This window comes from Streptomyces sp. OR43 (genome assembly GCF_008042275.1).
Lineage (GTDB): Bacteria > Actinomycetota > Actinomycetes > Streptomycetales > Streptomycetaceae > Streptomyces.
Map to the genome: position 1 here is coordinate 1 of NZ_RDBK01000076.1, position 23,045 is coordinate 23,045.

Genomic DNA, 23,045 nt, shown 5'->3' on the forward strand with positions numbered 1-23,045 from the left:
ACCGTCAACGTGGTCGCGGACCGGCTGGGTGTCGACGGCGTACGGAGCTTCCAGCTCCAGTCGGGATGTTCCGGCGCCGTCCAGGCTCTCGACGTCGCCCAGCAACTGCTGCGCAGCGGGAGCGCCCGTACGGTGCTGGTGCTCGGCGGTGACGTGATCGCCCGGTTCTACGACCTGGACGCCGATCTGCGGAGCACGGCCCCCGCCGAGCTGGTCAACTACGTCCTGTTCGGGGACGCGGCGGGCGCGGCGGTCCTGTCCACCGAGCCGGGGCCCGGCGCCGTGTCCGTACGGGCGCTGTTCACCCGGCTGGTGGGGCTCGGCAGGGAGCCCGGCGCGGTACTCGAATGGTTCGGCCCCGCCGACCGGGACAGCGACCGGCCCGCGGCCACCGAGGACTACAAGGCCATCGAGAAGCACGTTCCGGCCATGGCCGGCGAGGTGCTGGAGGAGCTGCTGGAGGGCCTGGGCTGGGCCCGTGAGGACGTGGACCTGCTGCTGCCTCCCCAGCTGTCCGGCCGGATGACCCGGCTGATCACCGAAGGGCTCGGCCTGCCCGGCGCCGAGCCCGTCTCCTGCGTCGACGACGCGGGCAACTGCGGCAACGCCATCGTCTTCCTCCAGCTGGAGCGGGCCCTCTCCCGGCTGGCCGGCGGCCGGCGTGCGGTGGGCATCTCGATCGAGTCCAGCAAATGGCTCAAGGCGGGCTTCGCACTGGAAGGGAACTGACACCGTGAGCGAGACCACCGCGGACCTGCGGGAGATCGCGGCCGAGGACTACCCCGCCGTACGGGGTCTGGTGGCCGGCCTGGAAGGGGACGCCCTCGTCCGGGCGGGCCGGGTCCTCGCCCGGCTGGACCCCGAGAAGGTCCTCGCCTCGCACCCCGGCACCCCCGCGCCGCTGATCGCGGTGACCGGGCACGGCACCCTGTCGGCCCTGATTCCCGCACTCACCGGCGAGCTGGCCCGGCACGGGCTGCTGGCACGGGTGCGGCTCTCCGACTTCGACAGCTGGGTCTTCGACCTCGTGGACCCGGGCAGCGAGCTGTACGCAGCCGCCCCCTCACTGGTGCTCTGTGTCCTCGACCCGGCGCTCGTGGCCGACGAGCTGCCCCTGCCGTGGCGGGTGGAGGACGTGGAGCGGGTCCTGGACGAGAAGACCACGCTGATCGAGCGGGCCGCCGGGGTGTTCGCCGCGACGGCCCGGGGCGCCACGCTGGTCCTCAACACCCTCCCGCTGCCCCGCACGCTGACCGCGCAGCTCGTCGGCCTCGGCTCACGCGCCCGGCTGGGTGCCGTGTGGCGGGAGGCCAACGCCCGTCTGCTGCGTCTGGTGGAGACCCGGCCCGAGGTGGTCACCGTGGATCTCGACCCGCTGCTCGCGGAGGGGGTCGCCGCCCAGGACGTACGGCAGAGCGTGTACGCCAAGGCGCATCTGTCCGACGGGGTGCTGGCCGGCTACGCCCGCGAGATCGGCCACCTGGCGCGGCAGGCGGCGGGCGGGGCGAAGAAGGTGCTCGCCCTGGACCTGGACGACACCGTGTGGGGAGGCGTGCTCGGCGAGGCGGGTCCGGAGGGCATCGAGGTGGCGGGAGGCTATCGCGGAGAGGCCTTCCGGCGCTTCCAGGCGGTGGCGAAGCAACTGGGGTCCCAGGGGGTGCTCCTGGCCGCCGTCAGCAAGAACGACCGGGAACCGGTCCTGAAGACGCTGCACGACCACCCCGAACTCACCCTGCGAGCGGATGACTTCGTGCAGATCCGGGCCAACTGGCGTCCCAAGCACGAGAACATCGCCGAGCTGGCGGCCGACCTCAATCTGGGCACGGACAGCTTCGTCTTCGTCGACGACAGCCCCTTCGAGTGCGGCCTCGTACGCCGCGAGCTGCCCGGCGTGTCGGTGCTCCAGGTGGGCCGGGAGCCCGCGCTCCATGTCGAACGGCTGCTGCGGGACGGCTGGTTCGACGTGCGGGCCGTCACCGCGGAGGACCGTGCCCGCCCGGCGCGCTACCGCGAGGAACAGGCCCGGCAGGACTTCCTCCAGACCTTCGAGTCCCTCGACGGCTACCTGCGGGAGCTGGCCATCTCCGTGACGCTCGCACCCGTGGACGCGGGGCGGCTCGACCGGGTCTCCCAGCTGACGCTGCGCACCAATCAGTTCAACCTCACCACCATTCGGCTGCAGCCCGCCGAGGTGCGGGCGCTGCACGACGACCCGGCGGCGCAGGTGCTCGCGATCGAGTCCGCCGACCGGTTCGGGGACAACGGCCTGGTCGGCGTGGTGCTGCTGCGGCGCGAGGCCGGGGTGCTGCGGATCGAGAACTTCCTGCTGAGCTGCCGGGTCTTCTCGCGCGGCATCGAGCAGGCCGTGCTCGGCGCCGTAGTGGAGCACGCCTTCGCCAGCGGCGCCGCCGAGGTGCGGGCCGCGTACACGCGTACCCCCCGCAACGGCAAGGTGGCGGACTTCTATGCGCGGGCGGGATTCGAGACGGTCCGCGAGGACGCGGAATCGGCCGACTTCCGGCTCGTGTCCCGGCCGGCCGCCGCCGCAGCCGTCGATCACATCCGTCTGACCGCCCGTTTCGAGAGGACCCCCAGTGAAGACCGTCGATGATTTCGTCACGCTGCTGCGGGACGAACTCGCCCTGCCCGTCACCGCCGACGACCTCGGCCGGGGGCTGGACACCGTGGAGTCCTGGGACTCGGTGCATCTGCTGGCGCTGTGCACGGTCCTGGAGCGGGAGACCGGGCGCTCGCTGCCGCTGGCCGATGTGCTGGAGGCGGCCAGTCTGAAGGACGTGTATCTGCTGGCGGTGGCGCCGTGAGTGCTCCCGAGGCCGGTGAGCCGCTCCCCCGCCAGCGCAGGCACACGCTGTTCTTCCTGGAGGTGATCCGGGACTTCTCGCCCGTGTTCCTCGACACCGAGGTCGACATGAGCGGGGTGCTCGCCCACCGCGCGTCGGCGCTGGAGAGCGAGGGGGTCCGCTACTCGACCACCTCCTATGTCCTGAGGGCCGCCGGCCGGGTGCTGGCGAAGCACCCGGACGCCAACGCGGCGGTGCGCGGCCGGCCCGGCCGGCTGAGGATCGCGCACTATCCGTTCGTCAACGGCAAGGTGGCCCTGGACCGCACCCTGGACGGGCGCCGGGTGGTGCTCGGCACGATCGTGCCCGACGTCCACGCGTCCGAACTGCCCGCCATCCAGGAACATCTGGCGGCAGTGCGGGACGGCGACCCGGAGAAGCTGCCCGCATTCGAAGGCGTACGGAAACTGCACCGGGCCCCCTGGTCCGAGGGCCGCAAGGCCTTCCGCGCCGCGGCGGACTCGCTCGCCCTGCGTCCCCACCTCAACGGTACCTTCGCGGTGACCTCGCTGGGCCACCGCGCGGTCGACTCCTTCCATTCGGTGGGCGGCACCACGACCACGTTCGGGGTCGGCCGGGTGCTGGACCGGCCGGTCGTGCGGGAGGGCTGGATCGTGGTGGCACCGGTGCTGCGGCTCAGTCTCGCCTTCGATCACCGGGTCATCGACGGCGCCGAGGCGGCGGACGTACTGACCGAGGTCAAGGAGGCGCTGGAGAGCGTATGAACGACATCGCGGAACTGAAGAACTTCGTCGTCGCCCACACCCGTTCGCAGGGGCTGCCGCCCGAGCACTACGATGCGCTGCTGGCCCGGATCGGCGACGACGAGAACGGCACCCCGGGTTCCTGGGTGCACGAGTGGAGCGCCGAGGGGGCCCGGCTGGAGGCCGAGGGCAAGCCCCTGGAGGCCTCCGTCCACTACAACATGGCCCGCTTCCCGTTCGTGGACGGCTCGGCGCGGCAGGAGGCGCTGGAGCGGTGCACCGATTCCTTCGACACCTGGCGCTCCGACTTCCCGGCCGTGCAGCGCCTCGACGTCGACCTCGCGGGCGGCCGGATCCGCTGCTGGACGGCGGGGCTCGACGCGTCGGACCCCAAGCCGCTGCTGGTGATGACCGGCGGCATCGTCTCCGTCAAGGAGCAGTGGGCGCCGGTACTGCTGCAGCTCGGGGCGCTGGGATTCGCCGGAGTGGTCACCGAGATGCCGGGCGTGGGCGAGAACTCCCTGTTGTACGGGGCGGACAGCTGGCAGATGTTCCCGGCCGTCCTGGACGCGGTCGGCGACCGGGCCGACACCTCCCGGACGTACGCCCTGGCGCTCAGTTTCAGCGGGCATCTGGCCCTGCGGGCCGCCCTGCACGACGCGCGGATCAGCGGAGTCGTCGGCGCGGGGGCTCCGCTGCACGACTTCTTCACGGACACCGCGTGGCAGCGCACGGTCCCCCGGGTCACGACGGACACGCTGGCCCATCTCACCCGGTCGAAGCCCGACGAGGTCTACGGGCTGATCCGGGACTGGGCCCTGACGCCCGCGGAGCTGGCGGCGCTGCGGATTCCGGTCGCGCACGTGACGAGCCTGCGGGACGAGATCATCCCGCCGGGTGACGCCCGGCTGCTGCGGGAGCGGGTGCGCGGAGTCCGGTTGCTGACCCACGACGACGTGCACGGATCACCGCTTCACTTCGCGCAGACGCGGCTGTGGACGCTGCTGTCGGTGCTGCGGATGCGCGGTGGTTTCGGCGACCAGCGGACGGCGTTGACCAGGGAGTTCGCACGGTTGCGGTATGGCGGGGGGAAGCGGTGATGACCGGGACGAGAGCTCTCGACGGCGGCACTCGATGTCTGCGCAACGTGCTCGGACGGTTCGCGACGGGTGTGGTCGCCGTCGCTTCGCAGGACCCCGCGACCGGGAGCCGGTCGGGGCTCGCGGCGAATTCCTTCTGCTCGGTCTCGCTCGATCCGCCGCTGGTCTCGTTCTGCGTGGCGGACACCAGCACCAGCTGGCCGCGCATTCGCGCGGGCGGACTGTTGGGGATCAGCATCCTGGGGGTCGGGCAGCGGGAGGCCGCGTCCCGGCTGGCGGTGACCGGCGGCGACAAGTTCCACGGCATGCCCTGGAGCTCCTCTCCGGACGGGGCGCCGGTCCTGGAGGGCGCGCTCGCCTGGCTGGAGTGCTCGGTCGAGGCCGAGCACCCGGCGGGCGACCATGTGATCGTGGTCGCCCGGGTGCACCGGCTCGACGCGGTCGAGGACGGGGACCCGCTGCTGTTCTTCCGGGGATCGTACGGACGGCTCAGCCGCTGACCCCGTCGGGGCCGCCGGCCGGGTCCGTGCCGAAGGCCCGCAGGAAGGTGTCGACCCCGGCGGTGACGACCTTCGCGACGTCCTCCGGGTCGAGTGGCCGGGTGCCCAGCGCGCTCATCCCGGGCAGTTCCTCGTACACCAGCGCGATGAACTGGTTGGCCGCCCTGACCGGGTCCTCGACCCGCAGGTGTCCGGCGTTCGCGAGGCGGGCGAGCCGCCCCGCGAGCGCCTCCGTGAACTGGTTGGGTCCGCTGGCCCGCACCGCGTCGAAGAGGTCCGGGAAGCGCACGGCCTCGGCGTACAGCAGCCGGCGCACGGACTCGGACTGCTCGTCGCAGTAGCAGTCGACGAGCTTCGTGGCGAGGTCCTCCAGACCCGGGCGCAGCTGGTCCGGATCGGTCGGGAAGGCGGTGAGGACGTCGAGGGTCTTGGCGTTGGAACGGGCGGCGGTCTCCGTCATCACATGCCGGAACAGCTTCTCCTTCGACCCCAGGTGGTTGTAGATCGTCGGCTTGGACACCCCGGCCTCGGCGGCGATCACGTCCAGGCTCGCCTGCGCGTATCCCACCTGCGCGAAGACCCGCAGGGCGGCCTCCACGATCGCCCGGCGCTTGTCCAGCCGCCCTCGGTCCACCGGGGCCTGGGCCGTCTGTTCGTTCTCGCCAACGTTCATGAGGCCATGCTACCGTGCCAGCCACAGAATTTAACTACCCAGTAAAATTTTCTGGGTGGAGTGGTTAAAAGGAGTTGCCGTGTCTGAAACAAAGTCGGCGGGGAGCGGGCCTGCCCGGCTCGATGCCGCTCTGCTCACGCTCGTCGGCGTCATGGTGCTCGGCGGGATGATGTCCTACCTGGACGCGACGATCGTCAACGTCGGGATCAGCACGCTGGGCGGCGAGTTCCACGCGACGCTGGCCACCATCGAGTGGGTGACCACCGGCTATCTGCTGGCGGTCGCCCTCGCGATCCCGCTGGCCGGCTGGGCCGTGGTCCGGTTCGGCGCCAAACGCATGTGGCTGCTGGGCCTGTCGGTCTTCCTGATCGGCTCGACCCTGTGCGCCTTCGCCTGGAACGCGGAGAGCCTGATCGCCTTCCGCATCGTCCAGGGCTTCGGCGGCGGCATGGTCGACCCGATCATGATGACCGTCGTCGCGGGGGCCGCGGGGCCCGCCAGGATCGGCCGGGTCATGGGCCTGGTCTCCGTGCCGATCACGCTCGGCCCGGTGCTCGGCCCCGTCATCGGCGGGCTGCTGCTGGACAACTTCTCCTGGGAGTGGATGTTCCTGGTCAACATCCCCTTCGCGCTCGCCGCGATCGTGCTGGCGATCCGGGTGCTGCCCGCCGATCCGCCGCCGAGCGGTGATCCGGTGCCGCTCGACGCCCTGGGTGTCGCGCTGCTCTCCCCCGGCTTCGCCGCGCTCGTCTACGCCCTGTCCCAGGCCGGCGGCGACGGCTTCGGCAGCACCAAGGTGATCGTCGGGCTGGCCGTCGGTGTGGCCCTGTTCGTCGCGTACGCCGTGCACGCCCTGCGCACCACCGCCACGCCCCTGCTCGATCTGCGGCTGTTCAGCAGCAAGGGCTTCAGCGCGAGCGTGACCACGATGTTCCTGCTCGGCGGCGGCCTCTTCTCGCTGCTCTTCCTGCTGCCGCTGTACTACCAGCAGGTGCACCACCACAGCGTCCTCGAATCCGGCCTGCTGCTCGCCCCGCTGGGCCTCGGCACCCTGATCGGCATGCCGATCGCCGGCAACCTCGCGGACAAGGTCGGCGCCCGCCGGCTCGTGCCCACCGGCGCTCTGCTCATCGGACTCGGCGCCCTGGTCTTCACCGGCTCGGACGCCGGCACCTCGCAGATCGCGCTGACCGCCGCCCAGTTCGCCGCCGGCTTCGGCATGGGCCTGGTGGGCGCGCCCACCATGGGATCGGTCTACAAGACGGTGCCGGGCGAGGCGGTCGCGGGGGCCACCGGCGCGGTGTTCATCCTCAACCAGATCGGCGCCTCGCTGGGCATCGCGGTGGTGGCGCTGATCCTCCAGGGCGGCGGTTCCCACGCGGCCCCGACCGCCGACTCCTTCGGCAACGCCTTCTGGTGGCCGGTCGCCGCCGCCGTCGTCGTCTTCGCCGCGGGTCTGCTGCTGCCGGGGAAGCCCAAGGCGGAACCGGCCGCGGCCGAAGCACCGGCCGCGTCGGAGCCGGTCACCGACCACGCCTGAGCCGCGCGCCCCCGCACGGGGCACGCGGTGCACGTCCGTTCCTCCCCCATGTGCGTGTCCGTCCAGCCCGCGCCGCCGGACCCCGGTCCGGCGGCGCGCTCCTTCCGGAGGTCTCCATGAGCCGACCCCTCGGCATCCCCCTGTCCGTGCTCGACGTGGTGCCCGTCTTCGAGGGCGGCTCCGCGACCCAGGCACTGCGCGACACCGTCGCCCTGGCTCCGCGCGTCGAGGAACTCGGCTATCTGCGCTACTGGGTGGCCGAGCACCACAGCACCCCCAGCCTCGCCACCTCGGCGCCCGCCATCCTCGCCGGACGCCTCGCCGCCGCCACGACCACGCTGCGGGTCGGYKCCGGGGGCGTGCTGCTGCCCAACCACGCCCCGCTGGTGGTCGCCGAGCAGTTCGGCACCCTGGAGGCGCTCCACCCCGGCCGCGTCGACCTGGGCCTCGGCCGCGCCCCCGGCACCGACCCGCACACGGCCCGCGCGCTGCGCCGGGCGACCGAGCGGGGCGGGGACGACTTCTACCACCAGGTCGCCGAACTGAGCGGCTACTTCGCGCCCGCCGACCCCGCTTCCCCGATCACCGCCGTGCCGGCGGCCGACGGCAGGCCGGACCTGTGGATGCTCGGCTCCAGCCCGGCCAGCGCCGAACTCGCCGCATCGCTGGGGCTGCCGTACGCCTTCGCCCACCAGATCAACCCGCACGCCACGGCCTACGCGCTGGACCGCTACCGCGAGGCCTTCAGGCCCTCGCCCCACCTGGACCGGCCGCGCACCCTGATCTCCGCGCTGACCACCGTCGCCGACACGGACCGGGCCGCCCGTGAGGTCGCCGCCCCCTATCTGCTCGGCAAGATAAGGATGCGTACGGTACGGCGCTTCGACGCGTTCCCGTCCGCGCACACGGCGGCCGGGTACGCGTACGCGGAGGCCGAGCTGGAGTTCCTGGAGGAGCTGGCCGAACGCCAGTTGATCGGCGCACCGGACACCGTGCGCGACAAGCTGGCCGAGCTGGTGGAGCGCACCGGGGCCGACGAGCTGATGGCTCTGACCGTCGTGCCGGACCAGGCGGAGCGGCTGCGCTCGTTCGAACTGCTGGCGCAGGCGGCCCGGGAGGTCCGTCCCGGCTCCTCCGAGGGCGTTTCAGCCCGGCTTTAGACGTACTCGCGACAGTACGTCCGGCACCCCTCACCTCGTTTCCATGTTCCGGAGTCCCCATATGCACCCGCGCCGTACCCCCCGAAGAGCCGCTCTGCTGTCCGTCCTGCTGCTGGCCGCCGTCACCGCGTGCAGCTCGGACGACGGCTCCGCCCCCGCCGCGCAGGCGAAACCCCGGAGCGGCGGCAGCCTCACCTACGCGGCGCAGCAGGAACCGGACTGCTGGGACCCGCACACCAGCGCGCAGGACGTGACCGCCTTCGTCCAGCGGCCCGTCTTCGACTCGCTCGTCTACCAGACACCGGAGGGTGAGCTGGAGCCGTGGCTGGCGAAGTCGTGGAAGACCTCGGAGGGGKGCCGGACGTACACCTTCGCCTTGCGCGAGGACGTCACCTTCCACGACGGGAAGCGCCTGGACGCGGCGGCGGTGAAGGCCAACTTCGACCACATCACCGCCAAGGCGACCCAGTCGCAGTACGCGGCGGGCCTGCTCGGCCCCTACTCAGGCACCACCGTCAAGGGGAAGTACGAGGTCGAGGTCCGCTTCAGCCGGCCGTACGCGCCGTTCCTCCAGGCCGCCAGCACCACCTATCTGGGGATAGCCTCGCCCGCCTCGCTGAAGGCGGGAGCCGACAAGCTCTGCGCGGGTACGGACTCCGTGGGCTCCGGCCCCTTCAAGGCGGGCGCCTACACCCGGGGCCAGAAGCGCGGATACACCAGGAACGCCGCCTACGCGTGGGCGCCGAAGGACGCCGGTCACAGCGGGCCCGCCCGTCTGGACTCCTTCACCGTGCGCTTCCTCACCGAGGACGCCACCCGGGTGGGTGCCCTGACCTCCGGTCAGGTCGACGCGGCGGCCGCGATCCCGGCCAACCAGATCGCCACGGTCCGCAGGAACGCTCGGCTCGACGTCGCCGGCAAGGACGTCCCGGGCGCGGTCGACACGTTCTACCTCAACACCAAAAGCCCGCTGTTCTCGGACGCCCGGGTGCGCAAGGCGTTCCAGCGGTCCATCGATCTGGAGGCCCTGGTGAAGTCGGTGTTCCAGGGCACCGGCACCCGGGCCTGGAGCACCCTGTCCCCCGCGACCCCGCACAGCTACGACTCCGCGCTGGAGAAGAGCTGGCCCTACGACCGGGCGCTCGCCGGCCGGCTGCTGGACCAGGCGGGCTGGACGGGCCGCGACTCCGAGGGCTACCGGACGAAGAACGGCAAGCGGCTCACCGTGGTCGCCCCGGTCTACGGTACGGCCTCGGTCTTCTCCCAGGCCGTACAAGGTGATCTGAAGAAGGCCGGGATCCACCTGGACCTCGCCGCCTCCACCGACGCCACCGCGGTCTCCGCCCAGCTGGACGAGGGCCGCTACGACGTGGTCGAGACGTCCTGGGCGCGCGGCGACGGCGACATTCTCAGCAGCTTCTTCCTCTCCACCGAATCGTCGGCGGGCGGCGGCCACAACTTCGCCAGGGTCGCCGACCCCCAGGTCGACGCCTGGCTGAAGAAGGCACAGGGCACCACGGACCCGGACCGGCGCGCCGAGTACTACGCACAGGTGCAGAAGTGGACGATCGACCGGGCCGCGGTGGTCCCGGCCTACGTCCAGAAGGCGTCGGTCGGTGTGAACAAGAAGGTGCACGGGCTGCGGCTCTCGCTGTCGGCGTGGCCCGAGTTCTACGGCGCCTGGGTCGAGGCGGGCCGATGACGGTCCCGCACATACCCGCCACGATCCGGGCCGTCACGGCCCGGGTCGTGGCGGCCGTCCTCGTTGTCTGGGGAGCCGCCACCTGCGCCTTCCTGGCGCTGCAGCTGATCCCCGGCGATCCGGTCAGCGCGATCGTCGGTTCGAACGCGCTGGTCGGCGCCGAACAGCGCGAGGAGATACGCCACCACTACGGTCTCGACCGGCCGCTCGCCGTCCAGTACGGCTCGTATCTGAAGAAGCTGGTCTCGGGCGAGCTCGGTGACTCGTACCAGTTGCAGCAGTCTGTGTCCTCGCTGCTCGCCGACCAGATCGGCGCGACCGCGCAGCTCGCCCTGTGGTCGTCGCTGGTGGCCGTGGTCCTGGCGGCCGCCGTGACCGTCCTGACCTCCGGGCGCTCCCGGTGGCCGCGCCGGGTCTCGACGACGGTGGAGCTGATCGTGGTGTCCACGCCGTCGTTCTGGCTCGGCATCATGCTGCTGACGGTCTTCTCGTTCCGTCTGGGCTGGCTGCCGGTCTCCGACAGCGGCGACGCCCGCTCACTGGTCCTTCCGGTGATCACGCTCGCGCTGCCGATCGCGGCGGTGCTCACGCAGGTGATGCGGGAGGGGCTGCTCGGCGCTCTGGAACAGCCGTTCAGTCTCACCGCCCGGTCGCGGGGGCTCGCCGAACACACAGTGCGCTCGCACCACGCGCTGCGCCATGCCGCGCTGCCGGCGCTCACCCTCACCGGCTGGTTCACCGGAACGCTGTTGGGCGGGGCCGTGGTGGTGGAGAACGTGTTCGCGCGCTCGGGCATCGGACGGATCACCCTGCAGGCGGTGAGCGATCGCGATCTTCCGGTCGTGCAGGGCGTGGTGGCGCTGTCGGCCGTGGTGTTCGTGCTGGTCGGCGCGCTGGTGGAAGTGCTGTACGCGGTCGTGGATCCCCGGCTGCGCAGAGGGACGGGGGTGGCCGCCGCATGAGCGTGGAACAGGCCGTACGGGCCGGGGTACCGGTCGCGGCGGCCGGCGGGGTCCGCAGGCGCCGGGTGCGGCCGGGGGTGCTGGCCGCCGCCGTCCTGCTGGGGCTGATCCTGCTGGCCGCGCTGGCGCCCTCGCTGCTGGCGGGCGGCAGTCCGACCGACACGGACCCGGTGCACGCGCTCCAGGCACCGGGCGGGGCCCACTGGTTCGGTACGGATCAACTGGGCCGTGACGTCTTCACCCGGGTGGTGCACGGCACCCGGTACTCGCTGGCCATCGGGGCCGCGGCGACGGGCGCCGGAGTCGGGCTCGCGGTGGTGTGGGGGCTGGCCGCCGCACTGTCCGGCCGGTTCGGTGACGCCGTGCTGATGCGCGCCGCCGACGCGCTGCTGGCGCTGCCGGGGCTGCTGCTCGCCCTGATGGTGGTCCTCATCGCGGGAAAGGGGGTGCTGGGCACCACGATCGCCGTCGCCGTGGGGACCGCACCGGGGTTCGCCCGGGTGGTGCGGGCCCAGGCGCTGGTCGTCAGGCGGTCCGGATATGTGGAGTCCGCGGTGGCGCTGGGTGTTCCGCGTCCGCTGATCGTGCTGCGGCATGTGCTGCCCAACACGCTGGGGCCGCTCCTGGTGCTGGCGACGGTCACGCTCGGGGCGTCCATCTCCACCGGGGCGGCGCTGAGCTATCTGGGGCTCGGCGCCCAGCCGCCGACGCCCGAGTGGGGCGCGATGCTCACGGAGGGCCAGGGGTTCCTCGACCAGGCCTGGTGGATCGCGCTCTTCCCGGGCCTGCTGCTGGTCGGCACAGTTCTCGCGGTCACCGTCGTGGGCCGCCACGCACAGGCACGAGCCGAAGGACGGGCCGCCTCATGACCACCGCATCGCCCAGGGGTACGGCTCCGGGCTCCACCGAGGCGTCGGCCGGTGTGCCCGCCCGGGAGGCGGCCCCGCTGCTCGACGTCGCCGGCCTGAACGTGCGGTTCGGCACGGGGCCCGGTCAGGTGCACGCCGTGCGGGACGCCTCGTTCTCCCTCGCCGCGGGCCGGTGCCTTGCCGTCGTCGGTGAGTCGGGTTCGGGCAAGAGCGCGCTGGCCCGCAGTCTGCTGGGGCTCGCCGGGCCGACCGCCGAGGTGTCGGCCGACCGACTGCGCGTTACCGGCCGGGAGGCCCGGGAGTTCGGTCCCCGCCAATGGCGTGCGGTACGGGGCAGGCGCGTCGGCCTGGTCGCCCAGGACGCGCTCGTCGCCCTGGACCCGTTGCGGCCCGTCGGCAAGGAGATCGCGGAACCGCTGCTCACGCACGGGCTCGTCCCGCGCAAGGAGGCCGGCGCGCGCGTCCTCGCCCTGCTGGAGCGGGTCGGTGTGCCCGAGCCCGCCGAGCGGGCCAGGGCGTACGTCCACCAGTTGTCGGGAGGGCTGAGGCAGCGGGCCCTGATCGCTTCGGCGATCGCCGCCGAGCCCGGCGTCCTGATCGCGGACGAGCCGACGACCGCGCTGGACGCCTCGGTCCAGTCCCGGATCCTCGCGCTCCTCGGCGAGCTGAAGAGCGCGGGCACCGGCCTCCTCCTGATCAGCCACGACCTGGCCGTCGTGGAGGCGCTCGCCGACGAGGTCGCCGTGATGAAGGACGGCCGGATCGTGGAGTCGGGCCCGGTCGACAGGGTCCTCGAAGCACCTGAACACCCCTACACAAAGGCACTGTTGGCCGCGATCCCGGGCAGCCGCCCGCGTCGGCCCCGAACCGCGGTGGACTCGGACGACGGGGAGCCGCTCCTCGATGTCTCCCTTGTCACCAAGGTGTTCAGAGGTGCGCGCGGCAGCCGCCGGACCGCGGTCGACGCGGTGTCGTTCGCCCTGCGGCCGGGGGAAACCCTGGGCCTGGTCGGCGAGTCCGGCTCGGGGAAGTCCACCCTGGCCCGGATGGTCCTCGGTCTCGTGGCACCGGACAGCGGCGCGGTACGGCTGGCCGGAACCCCGTGGAGCACCCTGCGGGAGCGTGAGCGCAGGCAGGAACGCCACACCCTGCAACTCGTGCCGCAGGATCCGCTCAGCGCCTTCGATCCGCGCTGGAGCGTCGCCCGGATCGTGGGCGAGGCGCTGGCCACGGCCGGCATCGGGCGCGGTGAGCGGCAGGCCCGCACCGTACGACTGCTGGAGCAGGTGGGCCTGTCGGCGCAGCATCTGGAGCGGCGGCCGCTCGCGCTGTCCGGCGGGCAGCGCCAGCGAGTCGCTATCGCGCGCGCCCTGGCGCCTTCGCCGCGGCTGCTGGTGTGCGACGAACCGGTCTCGGCGCTCGATGTGTCCGTGCAGGCACAAGTGCTGGATCTCCTGCGGCAGTTGCAGGAGGACCTCGGTCTGGCGACGCTCTTCATCTCGCACGATCTGGCGGTCGTCCGGGAGATCTGCGCCCGGGTGCTGGTGATGAAGGACGGCCGGATCGTGGAGTCCGGACCGGTCGACGAGGTGTTCGCGAAGCCCGCGCATCCGTACACCCGGGCCTTGCTGGAGGCGGTGCCACGGCGTGCGCGTACCGCACAAGAGCGGCTTTAGAACCGGCCAACACGCGACTGCGAGCCTCGACGGGCCAGTTTCGGACAAGTCGGAGGTCATCAGCCATGCCAGGCTCCCCAGCACCGTCCACCCCGCCACCGCCCGTCCCGGATCTGCCGCGGGCCGCCAGACTGCCGTCCCTCACCGGGATGCGCTTTTTGGCGGCCCTGCTGGTCTTCGCGTTCCACACCACCTTCCAGACCCGGTTCTTCGAGGGCAGGCTGGGCGACACGCTCGGCGACACGTTCGCCAACGCGGGCTTCTACGGGGTGACGTTCTTCTTCGTCCTCAGCGGCTTCGTCCTGACCTGGTCGGCGCGGCCCGCGGAGGGCGCGCCCCGTGTCTGGCGGCGCAGGCTGGTGAAGATCTTCCCCAACCACCTGGTCACCTTCGTGGCCGCCGCCGCCCTGATGGCGGCCGCCTCCGAGGTCTTCACCACGAAGGGCGTCCTGGCCAACCTCTTCCTCGTGCAGGCGTGGATACCCGAGATCCAGGTGCCGAACACGATGAACGCGGTCAGCTGGTCGCTGTCGTGCGAGCTGTTCTTCTATCTCGCCTTCCCGTTCCTGCTGCCCTTCCTGGAGCGGCTGACGGCTCGCCGGCTGTGGACGCTCGCCGGTGTGCTCGCCGCACTCACCCTGCTCGTGCCGGCGGTCAGCAGCTGGGCGGTGGCCGGCACTCCCCTACCGTTCATCGCCGACGGCTCGCTGTCCTTCGAGCAGATCTGGTCCGTCTACTTCTTCCCGCCGGTCCGGGCCATCGAGTTCCTGCTCGGCATGATCGCCGCCCGGCTGGTGCTGACCGGCGCGATCCCGCGCATCGCGCTGCTGCCCGCCGCCGCAATCGCGGTGGGCGGTTACGTCCTCAACGCGTCGGTGCCGTATCTGTACGGTGTCGCGGGCACCGGCGCCCTGTGGCTCACCCCCCTGGTCGTCGCCGCCGCGCAGGCCGATGTCCGTCAGACCGCATCGCCCTTCCGGGGGCGAGTGCTGGTGCGGCTCGGCGAGCTGTCGTTCGCGTTCTACATGGTCCACGGGCTGGTGGTGACGTACGGCCACAAGTGGCTCGTCGCCGGCGAGGACCTGTCGGGTGCCGCGGCGGCCGCCCTGCTGCTCGCCGCCCTGCTGGCCGCACTCGCCCTGGCCCACGCCCTGTTCACCTGGGTCGAGGCACCCGCGGTACGCCGGTTCAGCGCGCCGCGCGCCAAGCATCCGGCAGGGTCCGAAGCGGCTCCACCGGCCGCACCCGCACCTGCCGTCGTTCCGCTCACTGTCCTGGAGGCCGGGGAATGACCGGGATCAGTACTTCTCCTTCGGCTGAGGGCCAGGAGCTGCCCGCGTATCCGCAGGCGCGCGGCTGCCCCTTCCAGCCGCCCGCCGGCTACGACACGTACCGCGAGCAGGGACCGGTCTCCTTGGTCGAGCTGTACAACGGGCGCCGGGTGTGGGCGGTGAGCGGACACGCGGAGGCGCGTCAGGTCCTGCTCGACGCGGCCACGTACTCGTCGGACCGGGTTCATCCGCACTACCCGGCCACCGCTCCCCGTTTCGAGTCGGCGCGCAAGGTCCGCAACTTCATCGGCATGGACCCGCCGGAGCACACCGTGCAGCGGCGCATGCTGCTCACCAACTTCACGGTCCGCAAGGTTCAGGCGCTGCGGCCCGGTATCCAGCGGCTCGTGAACGAACTGATCGACGCGATCGAGGCCAAGGGCCCGGTCGCCGACCTGGTTCCGGACTTCGCTCTGCCGGTGCCGTCCGTCGTCATCTGCGAGCTCCTCGGCGTCCCGTACGCCGACCACGGGTTCTTCGAGCAGCAGTCCCGCCGGGTGGTCACCGGGACGACGAGTCTGGAGGACAGCGCCGACGCGTTCGCGCAGCTCGCCTCGTATCTCGACGGGCTGATCCGGCGCAAGGAGGAGGAACCGGGCGACGGACTGCTCGACACCCTCATCGCCGAGCAGCTGGCCACCGGTGCGCTCACCCGCCGCGATCTGGTCGACATCGCGCTGCTGCTGCTGGTCGCCGGACACGAGACCACGGCGAGCGCGATCGCGCTCGGCGTCCTCACCCTGCTGGAGAACCCGGAGCAGCTCACGGCCCTGCGCGCCGACGAGTCGCTGCTGCCGGGCGCGGTGGAGGAGCTGCTTCGGTACATGGCGATCGCGGACGGCGTCGCCCGGTTCGCGACGGTCGACACGGAGCTCGGCGGGCACCGGGTCCGGGCGGGTGACGGGGTGATCGTCGTGATCGCGTCGGCCAACCGGGACGACGAGGCGTTCCCCGCGGCCGACGCCTTCGACGTCGGGCGCGGCGCCCGCCACCACATCTCCTTCGGACACGGCGTCCATCAGTGCATCGGCCAGAACCTGGCCCGGGCCGAGATGGAGATCGCCCTGTCCACACTCTTCCGCCGGCTGCCGGGGCTGCGCCTCGCCGAACCCTCCGGGCAGCTGCCGGTCAAGGAACCGGGCGGTGTCCAGGGCATCTGGCGCCTGCCTGTCACATGGTGATCAGAAGGGAACCGGAAGCCATGCACATCAAGGCCGATACACAGCGGTGTCTGGGCGCGGGTCAGTGCGTCCTGTCCGCCCCCGACCGCTTCGACCAGTCCGACGCGGGCACCGTCCTCGTCCTGGAGGACCGGGTGGAGGGCGCGGCCGAGGAGGCGAGGCTGCGGGACACCGTGGCGCTCTGTCCCTCGCAGGCCATCGCGCTGGAGGCCTGAGCATGCCGGTGACGGGACGGCTGGCCGACGCGGTCGTGGACCATCGGGCGGGTCCGCGACCGCTGCGTGAACTCCCGGCGGTGCCGGGGGTCGAGGTGACGGAGCGCTGGGTGCCCGGGCGGCCGGGTTCGCCGGAGGTACGGGTGCGGGTGTACCGCCCGGCCGGGGCGGGGCCCGCGCTGCCTGCCGTGCTGTGGATCCATGGCGGGGGCTTCGTCCTCGGCAATGTGGACTCGGTTCACCACTCCGCGGCCCAGGCGGCGTCGTTCGCCTCGGCGGTGGTGGTCGCGGTGGCGTACCGGCTGGCGCCGGAGGATCCGTTTCCCGCCGGGCTCGACGACTGCTGGGCCGCGCTGGAGTGGACCGCCGGGAACGCGGAGGATATCGGGGCGGATCCGGCGCGGCTCGCGGTGGCCGGGGCCAGTTCCGGGGGCTGTCTCGCCGCCGGGCTGACCCTGCTCGCCCGGGACCGGGGCGGGCCCGGACTGGTCTTCCAGCACCTGAGTACTCCGGTGCTCGACGACCGGCTGGAGACGGGCTCGATGACCGCGTACGTGGACACGCCGGTCTGGAACCGCCGGCTGGCGCAGGAGAGCTGGGAGCTCTATCTGGGCCCGGACCGGGGCGGGGCTCCGGTGTACGCGTCCCCGGCACGGGCCGTGGACCTGGGCGGGCTGCCCCCGGCGTACCTCTCCACCGCGGGTCTCGATCCGCTGCGCGACGAGGGACTGCTGTACGGGCTCCGCCTGGCGCAGGCCGGGGTGCCGGTCGAGCTGCACAACTTCCCCGGGGCGTACCACGCGTTCGGCGGGTCGGCGGGCACACCGGACCCGGACGAGCAGCACCGCGTCGCGCTGGAGCACCTGACGGCGCTGCGGCGCGGGCTGCACGGGGCCGGGGAACGCCCGGACGGCTCCGGGGCGATTTAGAACGCGCAAAGGCCGCCGTTAGCGCGGCTGGGGAGGGTGGGTCTCGCCGGGTCGTTCTCGACGAGGGAGTACGTCACAGATCATGCGTAGCGCCCACTCCGCACCTATCGCCGTCATCGGTCTCGCCTGCCGCCTCCCCGGGGCACCCGATCCCGCCGCCTTCTGGCAGTTGCTCAGCCGGGGGGAGGACGCCGTCGGGGAGGCTCCCGCGGGCCGCCGGTCCGCGGGAGCCCCGGCCCGCGGCGGCTTCCTCGACGAGGTGGACCGGTTCGACGCCGGATTCTTCGGTGTCCCGCCCCGTGAGGCGGCGGCGATGGACCCCCAGCAACGGCTGCTGCTGGAGCTGGGCTGGGAAGCTCTGGAGGAGGCCGGGATCGTTCCCGGTGTGCTCGCCGGAAGCCGTACCGCCGTCTTCGCCGGCGCCATCTGGGACGACTACGCGGCGCTCCACCACCGCAGGGGCGGCACGGACGGGGACCGCTACGCCATGACGGGGCTGCACCGCGGCATCCTCGCCAACCGGCTCTCCTACGTGCTCGGTCTCACCGGTCCGAGCCTGACCGTGGACACGGCCCAGTCCTCGTCGCTGGTCGCGGTCCATCTCGCCTGCGAGAGCCTGCGCAGCGGTGAGTCCGATCTCGCCGTCGTCGGCGGTGCGAATCTGATCCTCTCCCCCGGCAGCAGCGCGGACAGCGCGAAGTTCGGGGCCCTGTCACCCGACGGCCGCTGCTTCACGTTCGACGCGCGCGCCAACGGCTATGTACGCGGCGAGGGCGGTGTCGCCCTCGTCCTCAAGCCGCTGGACCGGGCCCGGGCCGACGGTGACCGGGTGCACTGCGTGATCCTGGGCAGCGCGGTCAACAACGACGGCGCGTCCGACGGGCTCACGGTCCCCGACCGGGGTGCGCAGGAAGCGGTGCTGCGCGAGGCGTACACCCGCGCGGGTGTCACGGCCGGTGAGGTCCAGTACGTCGAGCTGCACGGCACGGGCACACCCGTGGGCGACCCGGTGGAGGCCGCCGCGCTGGGTGCGGCGCTCGGTACCGGCCGGCCCGCCGACGCGCCGCTTCATGTGGGGTCGGCGAAGACGAACGTCGGGCATCTGGAGGGCGCGGCCGGTCTGGTGGGGCTGCTGAAGGCCGCGCTGTCCGTGTCCCGGCGCCGGATCCCGGCCAGCCTCAACTTCGATGTGCCCAACCCGGCGATCCCGCTGGCGGACCTGGGCCTGCGGGTCCGGACCGAGGAAGGGCCCTGGCCCCGGGAGGAGCTGCCCCTGATCGCGGGGGTCAGCTCCTTCGGGATGGGCGGTACCAACTGCCATGTGGTGGTGGCAGATGCGCCGGAGTCGGATTCCGGTGCGGCGGCCGGCGGCCCCGGAGAAGCCCGGGACGCGGCAGAGCCCGACCCCGGTACGGCAACCGGCGGCCCCCGCGAAGCCCGCAATGCGGCAGAGGCCGACCCCGGTGCGGCAACCGGAGGTTCCAGGGAAGCGGTGGTCCCGCCGGGGGCCGATGCGCCTCGGCCGCCCGTGCCCTGGCTGCTCAGTGCCCGGGACGGCCGGGCCCTGCGCGGTCAGGCCGCCCGGCTCCGCGACCACCTCACGGCCGCCGGCCCCGACGCCTCGCCCCTCGACACCGCGTACTCCCTCGCCACCACCCGCACCCTCTTCGACGAGCGGGCCGTCGCGGTGGCGGCCGACCGGGATGCGCTGCTGCGCGCGGTCGAGGCCCTGGCGGAGGGCCGGGACGACCCCGCTCTCGTACGCGGCCGCGTGCACACGCAGTCCCTCACGGCGTTCCTCTTCACCGGGCAGGGCAGTCAGCGCGCCGGAATGGGACGCGAACTCCACGCCGCGTACGAGGAGTTCGCCGAGGCCTTCGACCGCGTCTGCGCGGCCTTCGCCCCGCATCTCGACCGCCCGCTGGGGGACCTCGTCCTCGCGGCGGAAGGATCGCCCGAGGCCGTGCTGCTGGACGAGACGCGCTATACGCAGCCCGCGCTCTTCGCGGTCGAGACAGCACTCTTCCGGCTGGTGGAGCACCTGGGCCTGCGACCGGACCGGCTCGCCGGGCATTCGATCGGCGAGCTGACCGCCGCCCATGTGGCCGGTGTCCTCTCACTCGACGACGCCGCGCGTCTGGTCGCGGCCCGGGGCCGGCTGATGCAGGAGCTTCCGGCGGGCGGTGCGATGGTCGCGGTGGAGGCGACCGAGCAGGAGATGATCCCGCATCTCACCGACCGGGTCTCGATCGCCGCGGTCAACGGTCCGCGCGCGGTCGTCGTCTCGGGCGACGAGGCCGATGTCCTGCGGATCAAGGACACCTTCGCCGCCCAGAGGCGCCGCACCCGTCGGTTGACGGTCAGCCATGCCTTTCATTCGCCGCTGATGGACCCGGTCCTCGACGCGTTCCGGCAGATCGCCGGGGAGCTGCGGTTCCGTGCGCCGAGCATTCCGGTCGTCTCGAACGTCACGGGTGACTTCGCTACCGCCGAGGAACTCGCCTCACCCGAGTACTGGACACGGCACATCCGCGACGCCGTCCGCTTCCATGACGGACTGCGCACGTTGCGGGACGACGGTGTGGGTGTCTTCGTCGAGCTGGGCCCGGACGCCGTCCTGACGGCCCTGGCCCGTGCCTCACTCGGTGACGGGCAGCCCGCGCCCCTGTCGGTCCTGCGGCGCGGGCGGCCCGAGCCGGAGACCCTGACGACCGCGCTGGCCCAGGCCCACGCGCGCGGTGCCCGGGTGGACTGGGCGGACGCACTCGCGGCACGGGGCGGCAGGACCGTCCCGCTGCCGACGTACGCCTTCCAGCGGGACCGGCACTGGATGGACGGCCCGGTCGCGGCGCCGGACGCGGCGGTGCCGGTGCACGAGGCCGAACCCGCAGCCGCACCCGCACCCGCACAAGAGGCGGTGTCCGGCACGGACCTGCTGGATCTGGTCCGGACGCAGGTCGCGATCGTGCTGGGACACGTCACCGGAGACGCGGTCGATCCCGGCCATGCGTTCAAGGACCTCGGATTCGACTCACTGGCCGGGGTGGAACTGCGCGACCGGCTCGGGACCGCGACCGGACTCTCGCTGCCCTCGGCCCTGGTCTACAACCACCCGACGCCGGAGGCCGTGGTCCGGCTGTTGCGCGAACGTCTCGACGGGTTTGCGGGGAGGGCCGGGGCCCTGCGGCCGACCGGCCGCACCGGTACGGCGTCCCACGCGGACGAGCCGATCGCCATCGTGGGTATGGCATGCCGCTACCCGGGCGGGGTGGCCTCGCCCGAGGACCTGTGGAATCTGGTCGCCGGGGGCACGGATGCCATCGGCCCGTTCCCCACGGACCGGGGCTGGGACCTGGAAGCGCTGTACGACCCGGACCCGGACCGGCCCGGCACCTCCTATGTCCGGGAGGGCGGATTCCTGTACGGGGCGGGTGAGTTCGACGCCGCGCTCTTCGGAATCAGTCCGCGCGAGGCGGCGGCGATGGACCCGCAGCAGAGGCTGCTGCTCACCACGGCGTGGGAGGCCTTCGAACGGGCCGGCATCGCACCCGACAGTCTGCGCGGCAGCGCGTCCGGTGTGTTCATCGGTGCGACGGCCCAGGACTACGGGCCCCGCCTGCACGAACCGGCCGAGGGTCTGGACGGCTATCTGCTCACCGGCAGCACGGCGAGTGTCGCCTCGGGGCGGGTCGCGTACACCTTCGGTCTTGAGGGCCCGGCGGTGACGGTCGACACGGCGTGCTCCTCGTCCCTGGTGGCGCTGCATCTCGCGGCCCAGGCGCTGCGGCAGGGCGAGTGCGATCTGGCACTCGCCGGCGGCGTGACCGTGATGCCGACCCCGGGGATGTTCCTGGAGTTCAGCCGGCAGCGCGGCCTCGCGTCGGACGCGCGCTGCAAGGCCTTCGCCGCAGACGCCGACGGCACCGCGTGGTCGGAGGGGGTGGGGCTGCTGCTCGTGGAGCGGCTGTCCGACGCCCGGCGCAACGGTCATCAGGTGCTCGCGGTCGTACGGGGCTCCGCCGTCAACCAGGACGGTGCGAGCAACGGCCTCACCGCGCCCAACGGCCCTTCGCAGGAACGCGTCATCCGCCAGGCTCTGGCCCATGCCGGTCTCGCCACCTCCGATGTGGACGCGATGGAGGCGCACGGGACGGGCACCCGGCTCGGCGACCCCATCGAGGCCGATGCCCTGCTGGCCACGTACGGACAGGACCGCCCGGCCCAACAGCCGCTGCTGCTGGGATCGTTGAAGTCGAACATCGGGCATGCTCAGGCGGCGGCCGGGGTGGGCGGCATCATCAAGATGGTCGAGGCGATGCACCATGGCGTGCTGCCCCGCACCCTGCACGTGGACGCGCCGTCCCCGCATGTGGACTGGGAGGCGGGCGCCGTGCGCCTGCTGACCGAGGACGCGCCGTGGCCGGAGCACAACCGGCCGCGGCGTGCGGCGGTGTCGTCGTTCGGGATCAGCGGGACCAACGCCCACGTCATCCTGGAACAGGCCCCGGCGGCTGCCGATTCAGTCCCGGACACGCCTGCACCCGACAGCCCCGAACCGGTGTTGTGGCCGCTGTCCGCTCAGAACCCCCACTCGCTGCGCGAGCTGGCCGTGCGGCTGCGCGCGTACGTCAACGAGCACCCGGAGGTCGACCCCGGCCGGCTCGCTTCGGCGCTGTACCGAGGCCGAGCGGGCCTTGAGCACCGTGGGGTGGTGCTGGCGGGTGACCGGGACCAGGCCCTCGACGCCCTGACCGCACTCGCCACCGACCAGGAACACCCGGCACTCGTACGCGGCACCGCCGCACCCACACCCCGCATCGCCTACCTCTTCACCGGCCAGGGCAGCCAACGCCCCCAAATGGGCCAGACACTCTATGAGGCTCACCCGCCGTACGCCGCCGCACTCGACGACGCCTGCGACGCACTCGACCCCCACCTCGAACACCCCCTGCGCGACATCATGTTCGCCGCCCCAGGCACCCCCGAAGCTGAGCTGCTCAACGAAACCCGCTACACCCAACCCGCACTCTTCGCCCTCCAAACAGCCCTCCACCACCTCCTCGAACACCACGGCGTCACCCCCCACTACCTCACCGGACACTCCATCGGCGAACTCACCGCCGCCCACACCGCCGGCATCCTCACCCTCGAAGACGCCGCACTCCTCATCACCACCCGCGCCCAACTCATGCAATCCGCCCCACCCGGCGGAGCCATGACCGCCATCGAAGCCACCGAAGAACAAATCCAGCCCTACCTCAACGCACACATCGCCCTCGCCGCCGTCAACAGCCCCACCTCCCTCGTCATCTCAGGCGACACCGACGCCATCCAGCACGCCACCCGTGCGCTCAAGCGAGACGGTCACCGCACCCACCCCCTCACCGTCAGCCACGCCTTCCACTCCCACCACATGGACCCCATCCTCAACCAATTCCACGAAACAGCCCAAACCCTCACCTACCACCAACCCCACACCCCCCTCATCACCAACGGCGACCCCACCACCCCCCACCACTGGACCAACCAAATCCGCAACACCGTCCGCCACCACAACAACATCACCACCCGCGCCCAACTCATGCAATCCGCCCCACCCGGCGGAGCCATGACCGCCATCGAAGCCACCGAAGAACAAATCC

Annotated in this window: 18 protein-coding genes; 17 read left to right on the top strand and 1 reads right to left on the bottom strand. The window is 72.2% G+C overall.

Translation table 11 applies throughout. The annotated features are described in order from the left end of the window. The 6 genes from EAO72_RS40585 to EAO72_RS40610 all read left to right on the top strand — a co-directional run. On the top strand, positions 1-729 hold a 729-nt coding region (locus tag EAO72_RS40585), incomplete at its 5' end, for a 3-oxoacyl-[acyl-carrier-protein] synthase III C-terminal domain-containing protein (RefSeq protein WP_148022404.1). A gap of 4 nt (positions 730-733) precedes the next feature. Then, the gene (locus EAO72_RS40590; protein ID WP_148022405.1) at positions 734-2,611 is read left to right on the top strand and encodes an HAD-IIIC family phosphatase; all 1,878 of its coding nucleotides are present in this window, start codon (positions 734-736) and stop codon (positions 2,609-2,611) included. Further along, complete coding sequence (locus tag EAO72_RS40595; protein ID WP_148022406.1) at positions 2,595-2,822, top strand: acyl carrier protein; 228 nt, start codon at positions 2,595-2,597, stop codon at positions 2,820-2,822. Before EAO72_RS40590 ends, EAO72_RS40595 begins: the two co-directional genes overlap by 17 nt. Further along, the gene (locus tag EAO72_RS40600; RefSeq protein ID WP_148022407.1) at positions 2,819-3,586 is read left to right on the top strand and encodes a 2-oxo acid dehydrogenase subunit E2; all 768 of its coding nucleotides are present in this window, start codon (positions 2,819-2,821) and stop codon (positions 3,584-3,586) included. The genes EAO72_RS40595 and EAO72_RS40600 overlap by 4 nt, the downstream gene beginning before the upstream one ends. After that, positions 3,583-4,665: an alpha/beta fold hydrolase gene (locus tag EAO72_RS40605; protein WP_148022408.1), complete on the top strand. Its 1,083-nt coding sequence runs from the start codon at positions 3,583-3,585 to the stop codon at positions 4,663-4,665. Before EAO72_RS40600 ends, EAO72_RS40605 begins: the two co-directional genes overlap by 4 nt. After that, the gene (locus EAO72_RS40610; RefSeq protein WP_148022409.1) at positions 4,665-5,165 is read left to right on the top strand and encodes a flavin reductase family protein; all 501 of its coding nucleotides are present in this window, start codon (positions 4,665-4,667) and stop codon (positions 5,163-5,165) included. Before EAO72_RS40605 ends, EAO72_RS40610 begins: the two co-directional genes overlap by 1 nt. Here EAO72_RS40610 and EAO72_RS40615 read toward each other — a convergent pair. After that, positions 5,155-5,838, bottom strand: coding sequence for a TetR/AcrR family transcriptional regulator (locus EAO72_RS40615; RefSeq protein WP_148022410.1), 684 nt, complete (start codon positions 5,836-5,838; stop codon positions 5,155-5,157). The two genes, EAO72_RS40610 and EAO72_RS40615, sit on opposite strands and share 11 nt — an antisense overlap. A gap of 79 nt (positions 5,839-5,917) precedes the next feature. On the opposite strand from EAO72_RS40615, the gene EAO72_RS40620 reads away from it, so the two are divergent. The 11 genes from EAO72_RS40620 to EAO72_RS40670 form a co-directional block, all read left to right on the top strand. Beyond that, complete coding sequence (locus tag EAO72_RS40620; protein ID WP_148022411.1) at positions 5,918-7,378, top strand: DHA2 family efflux MFS transporter permease subunit; 1,461 nt, start codon at positions 5,918-5,920, stop codon at positions 7,376-7,378. A 116-nt stretch (positions 7,379-7,494) separates the two neighbouring features. After that, complete coding sequence (locus tag EAO72_RS40625; RefSeq protein WP_148022412.1) at positions 7,495-8,538, top strand: LLM class flavin-dependent oxidoreductase; 1,044 nt, start codon at positions 7,495-7,497, stop codon at positions 8,536-8,538. Positions 8,539-8,599: 61 nt separating this feature from the next. Continuing rightward, the gene (locus EAO72_RS40630; protein ID WP_148022413.1) at positions 8,600-10,240 is read left to right on the top strand and encodes an ABC transporter substrate-binding protein; all 1,641 of its coding nucleotides are present in this window, start codon (positions 8,600-8,602) and stop codon (positions 10,238-10,240) included. Beyond that, a complete protein-coding gene (locus EAO72_RS40635) occupies positions 10,237-11,202 on the top strand; it encodes an ABC transporter permease (RefSeq protein ID WP_148022414.1) in 966 nt (321 codons plus the stop codon). Before EAO72_RS40630 ends, EAO72_RS40635 begins: the two co-directional genes overlap by 4 nt. Next, positions 11,199-12,071, top strand: coding sequence for an ABC transporter permease (locus EAO72_RS40640; RefSeq protein ID WP_148022415.1), 873 nt, complete (start codon positions 11,199-11,201; stop codon positions 12,069-12,071). Before EAO72_RS40635 ends, EAO72_RS40640 begins: the two co-directional genes overlap by 4 nt. Beyond that, positions 12,068-13,747: a dipeptide ABC transporter ATP-binding protein gene (locus EAO72_RS40645; protein ID WP_148022416.1), complete on the top strand. Its 1,680-nt coding sequence runs from the start codon at positions 12,068-12,070 to the stop codon at positions 13,745-13,747. Before EAO72_RS40640 ends, EAO72_RS40645 begins: the two co-directional genes overlap by 4 nt. A gap of 149 nt (positions 13,748-13,896) precedes the next feature. Continuing rightward, positions 13,897-15,039 (top strand): acyltransferase family protein, encoded by a 1,143-nt coding sequence (locus EAO72_RS40650; protein WP_410090562.1) that lies wholly within the window; start codon positions 13,897-13,899, stop codon positions 15,037-15,039. Further along, complete coding sequence (locus tag EAO72_RS40655; protein WP_148022418.1) at positions 15,036-16,259, top strand: cytochrome P450; 1,224 nt, start codon at positions 15,036-15,038, stop codon at positions 16,257-16,259. Before EAO72_RS40650 ends, EAO72_RS40655 begins: the two co-directional genes overlap by 4 nt. 20 nt (positions 16,260-16,279) lie before the next feature. Next, the gene (locus EAO72_RS40660) at positions 16,280-16,474 is read left to right on the top strand and encodes a ferredoxin (protein WP_148022419.1); all 195 of its coding nucleotides are present in this window, start codon (positions 16,280-16,282) and stop codon (positions 16,472-16,474) included. 2 nt (positions 16,475-16,476) lie between these two features. Continuing rightward, entirely contained in the window at positions 16,477-17,403 is a 927-nt protein-coding gene (locus tag EAO72_RS40665) for an alpha/beta hydrolase (protein ID WP_148022420.1), read from the top strand. An 82-nt stretch (positions 17,404-17,485) separates the two neighbouring features. After that, a partial coding sequence (locus tag EAO72_RS40670; RefSeq protein WP_148022421.1) for a type I polyketide synthase occupies positions 17,486-23,045 on the top strand: 5,560 nt, incomplete at its 3' end.

Coding starts and splice junctions, on each gene's coding strand:
- EAO72_RS40605 (WP_148022408.1), top strand. CDS start 3,583: ATGAACGACATCGCGGAACTGAAGAACTTCGTCGTCGCCCACACCCGT.
- EAO72_RS40610 (WP_148022409.1), top strand. CDS start 4,665: ATGACCGGGACGAGAGCTCTCGACGGCGGCACTCGATGTCTGCGCAAC.
- EAO72_RS40615 (WP_148022410.1), bottom strand. CDS start 5,838: ATGAACGTTGGCGAGAACGAACAGACGGCCCAGGCCCCGGTGGACCGA.
- EAO72_RS40635 (WP_148022414.1), top strand. CDS start 10,237: ATGACGGTCCCGCACATACCCGCCACGATCCGGGCCGTCACGGCCCGG.
- EAO72_RS40640 (WP_148022415.1), top strand. CDS start 11,199: ATGAGCGTGGAACAGGCCGTACGGGCCGGGGTACCGGTCGCGGCGGCC.
- EAO72_RS40645 (WP_148022416.1), top strand. CDS start 12,068: ATGACCACCGCATCGCCCAGGGGTACGGCTCCGGGCTCCACCGAGGCG.
- EAO72_RS40650 (WP_410090562.1), top strand. CDS start 13,897: ATGCGCTTTTTGGCGGCCCTGCTGGTCTTCGCGTTCCACACCACCTTC.
- EAO72_RS40655 (WP_148022418.1), top strand. CDS start 15,036: ATGACCGGGATCAGTACTTCTCCTTCGGCTGAGGGCCAGGAGCTGCCC.
- EAO72_RS40660 (WP_148022419.1), top strand. CDS start 16,280: ATGCACATCAAGGCCGATACACAGCGGTGTCTGGGCGCGGGTCAGTGC.
- EAO72_RS40665 (WP_148022420.1), top strand. CDS start 16,477: ATGCCGGTGACGGGACGGCTGGCCGACGCGGTCGTGGACCATCGGGCG.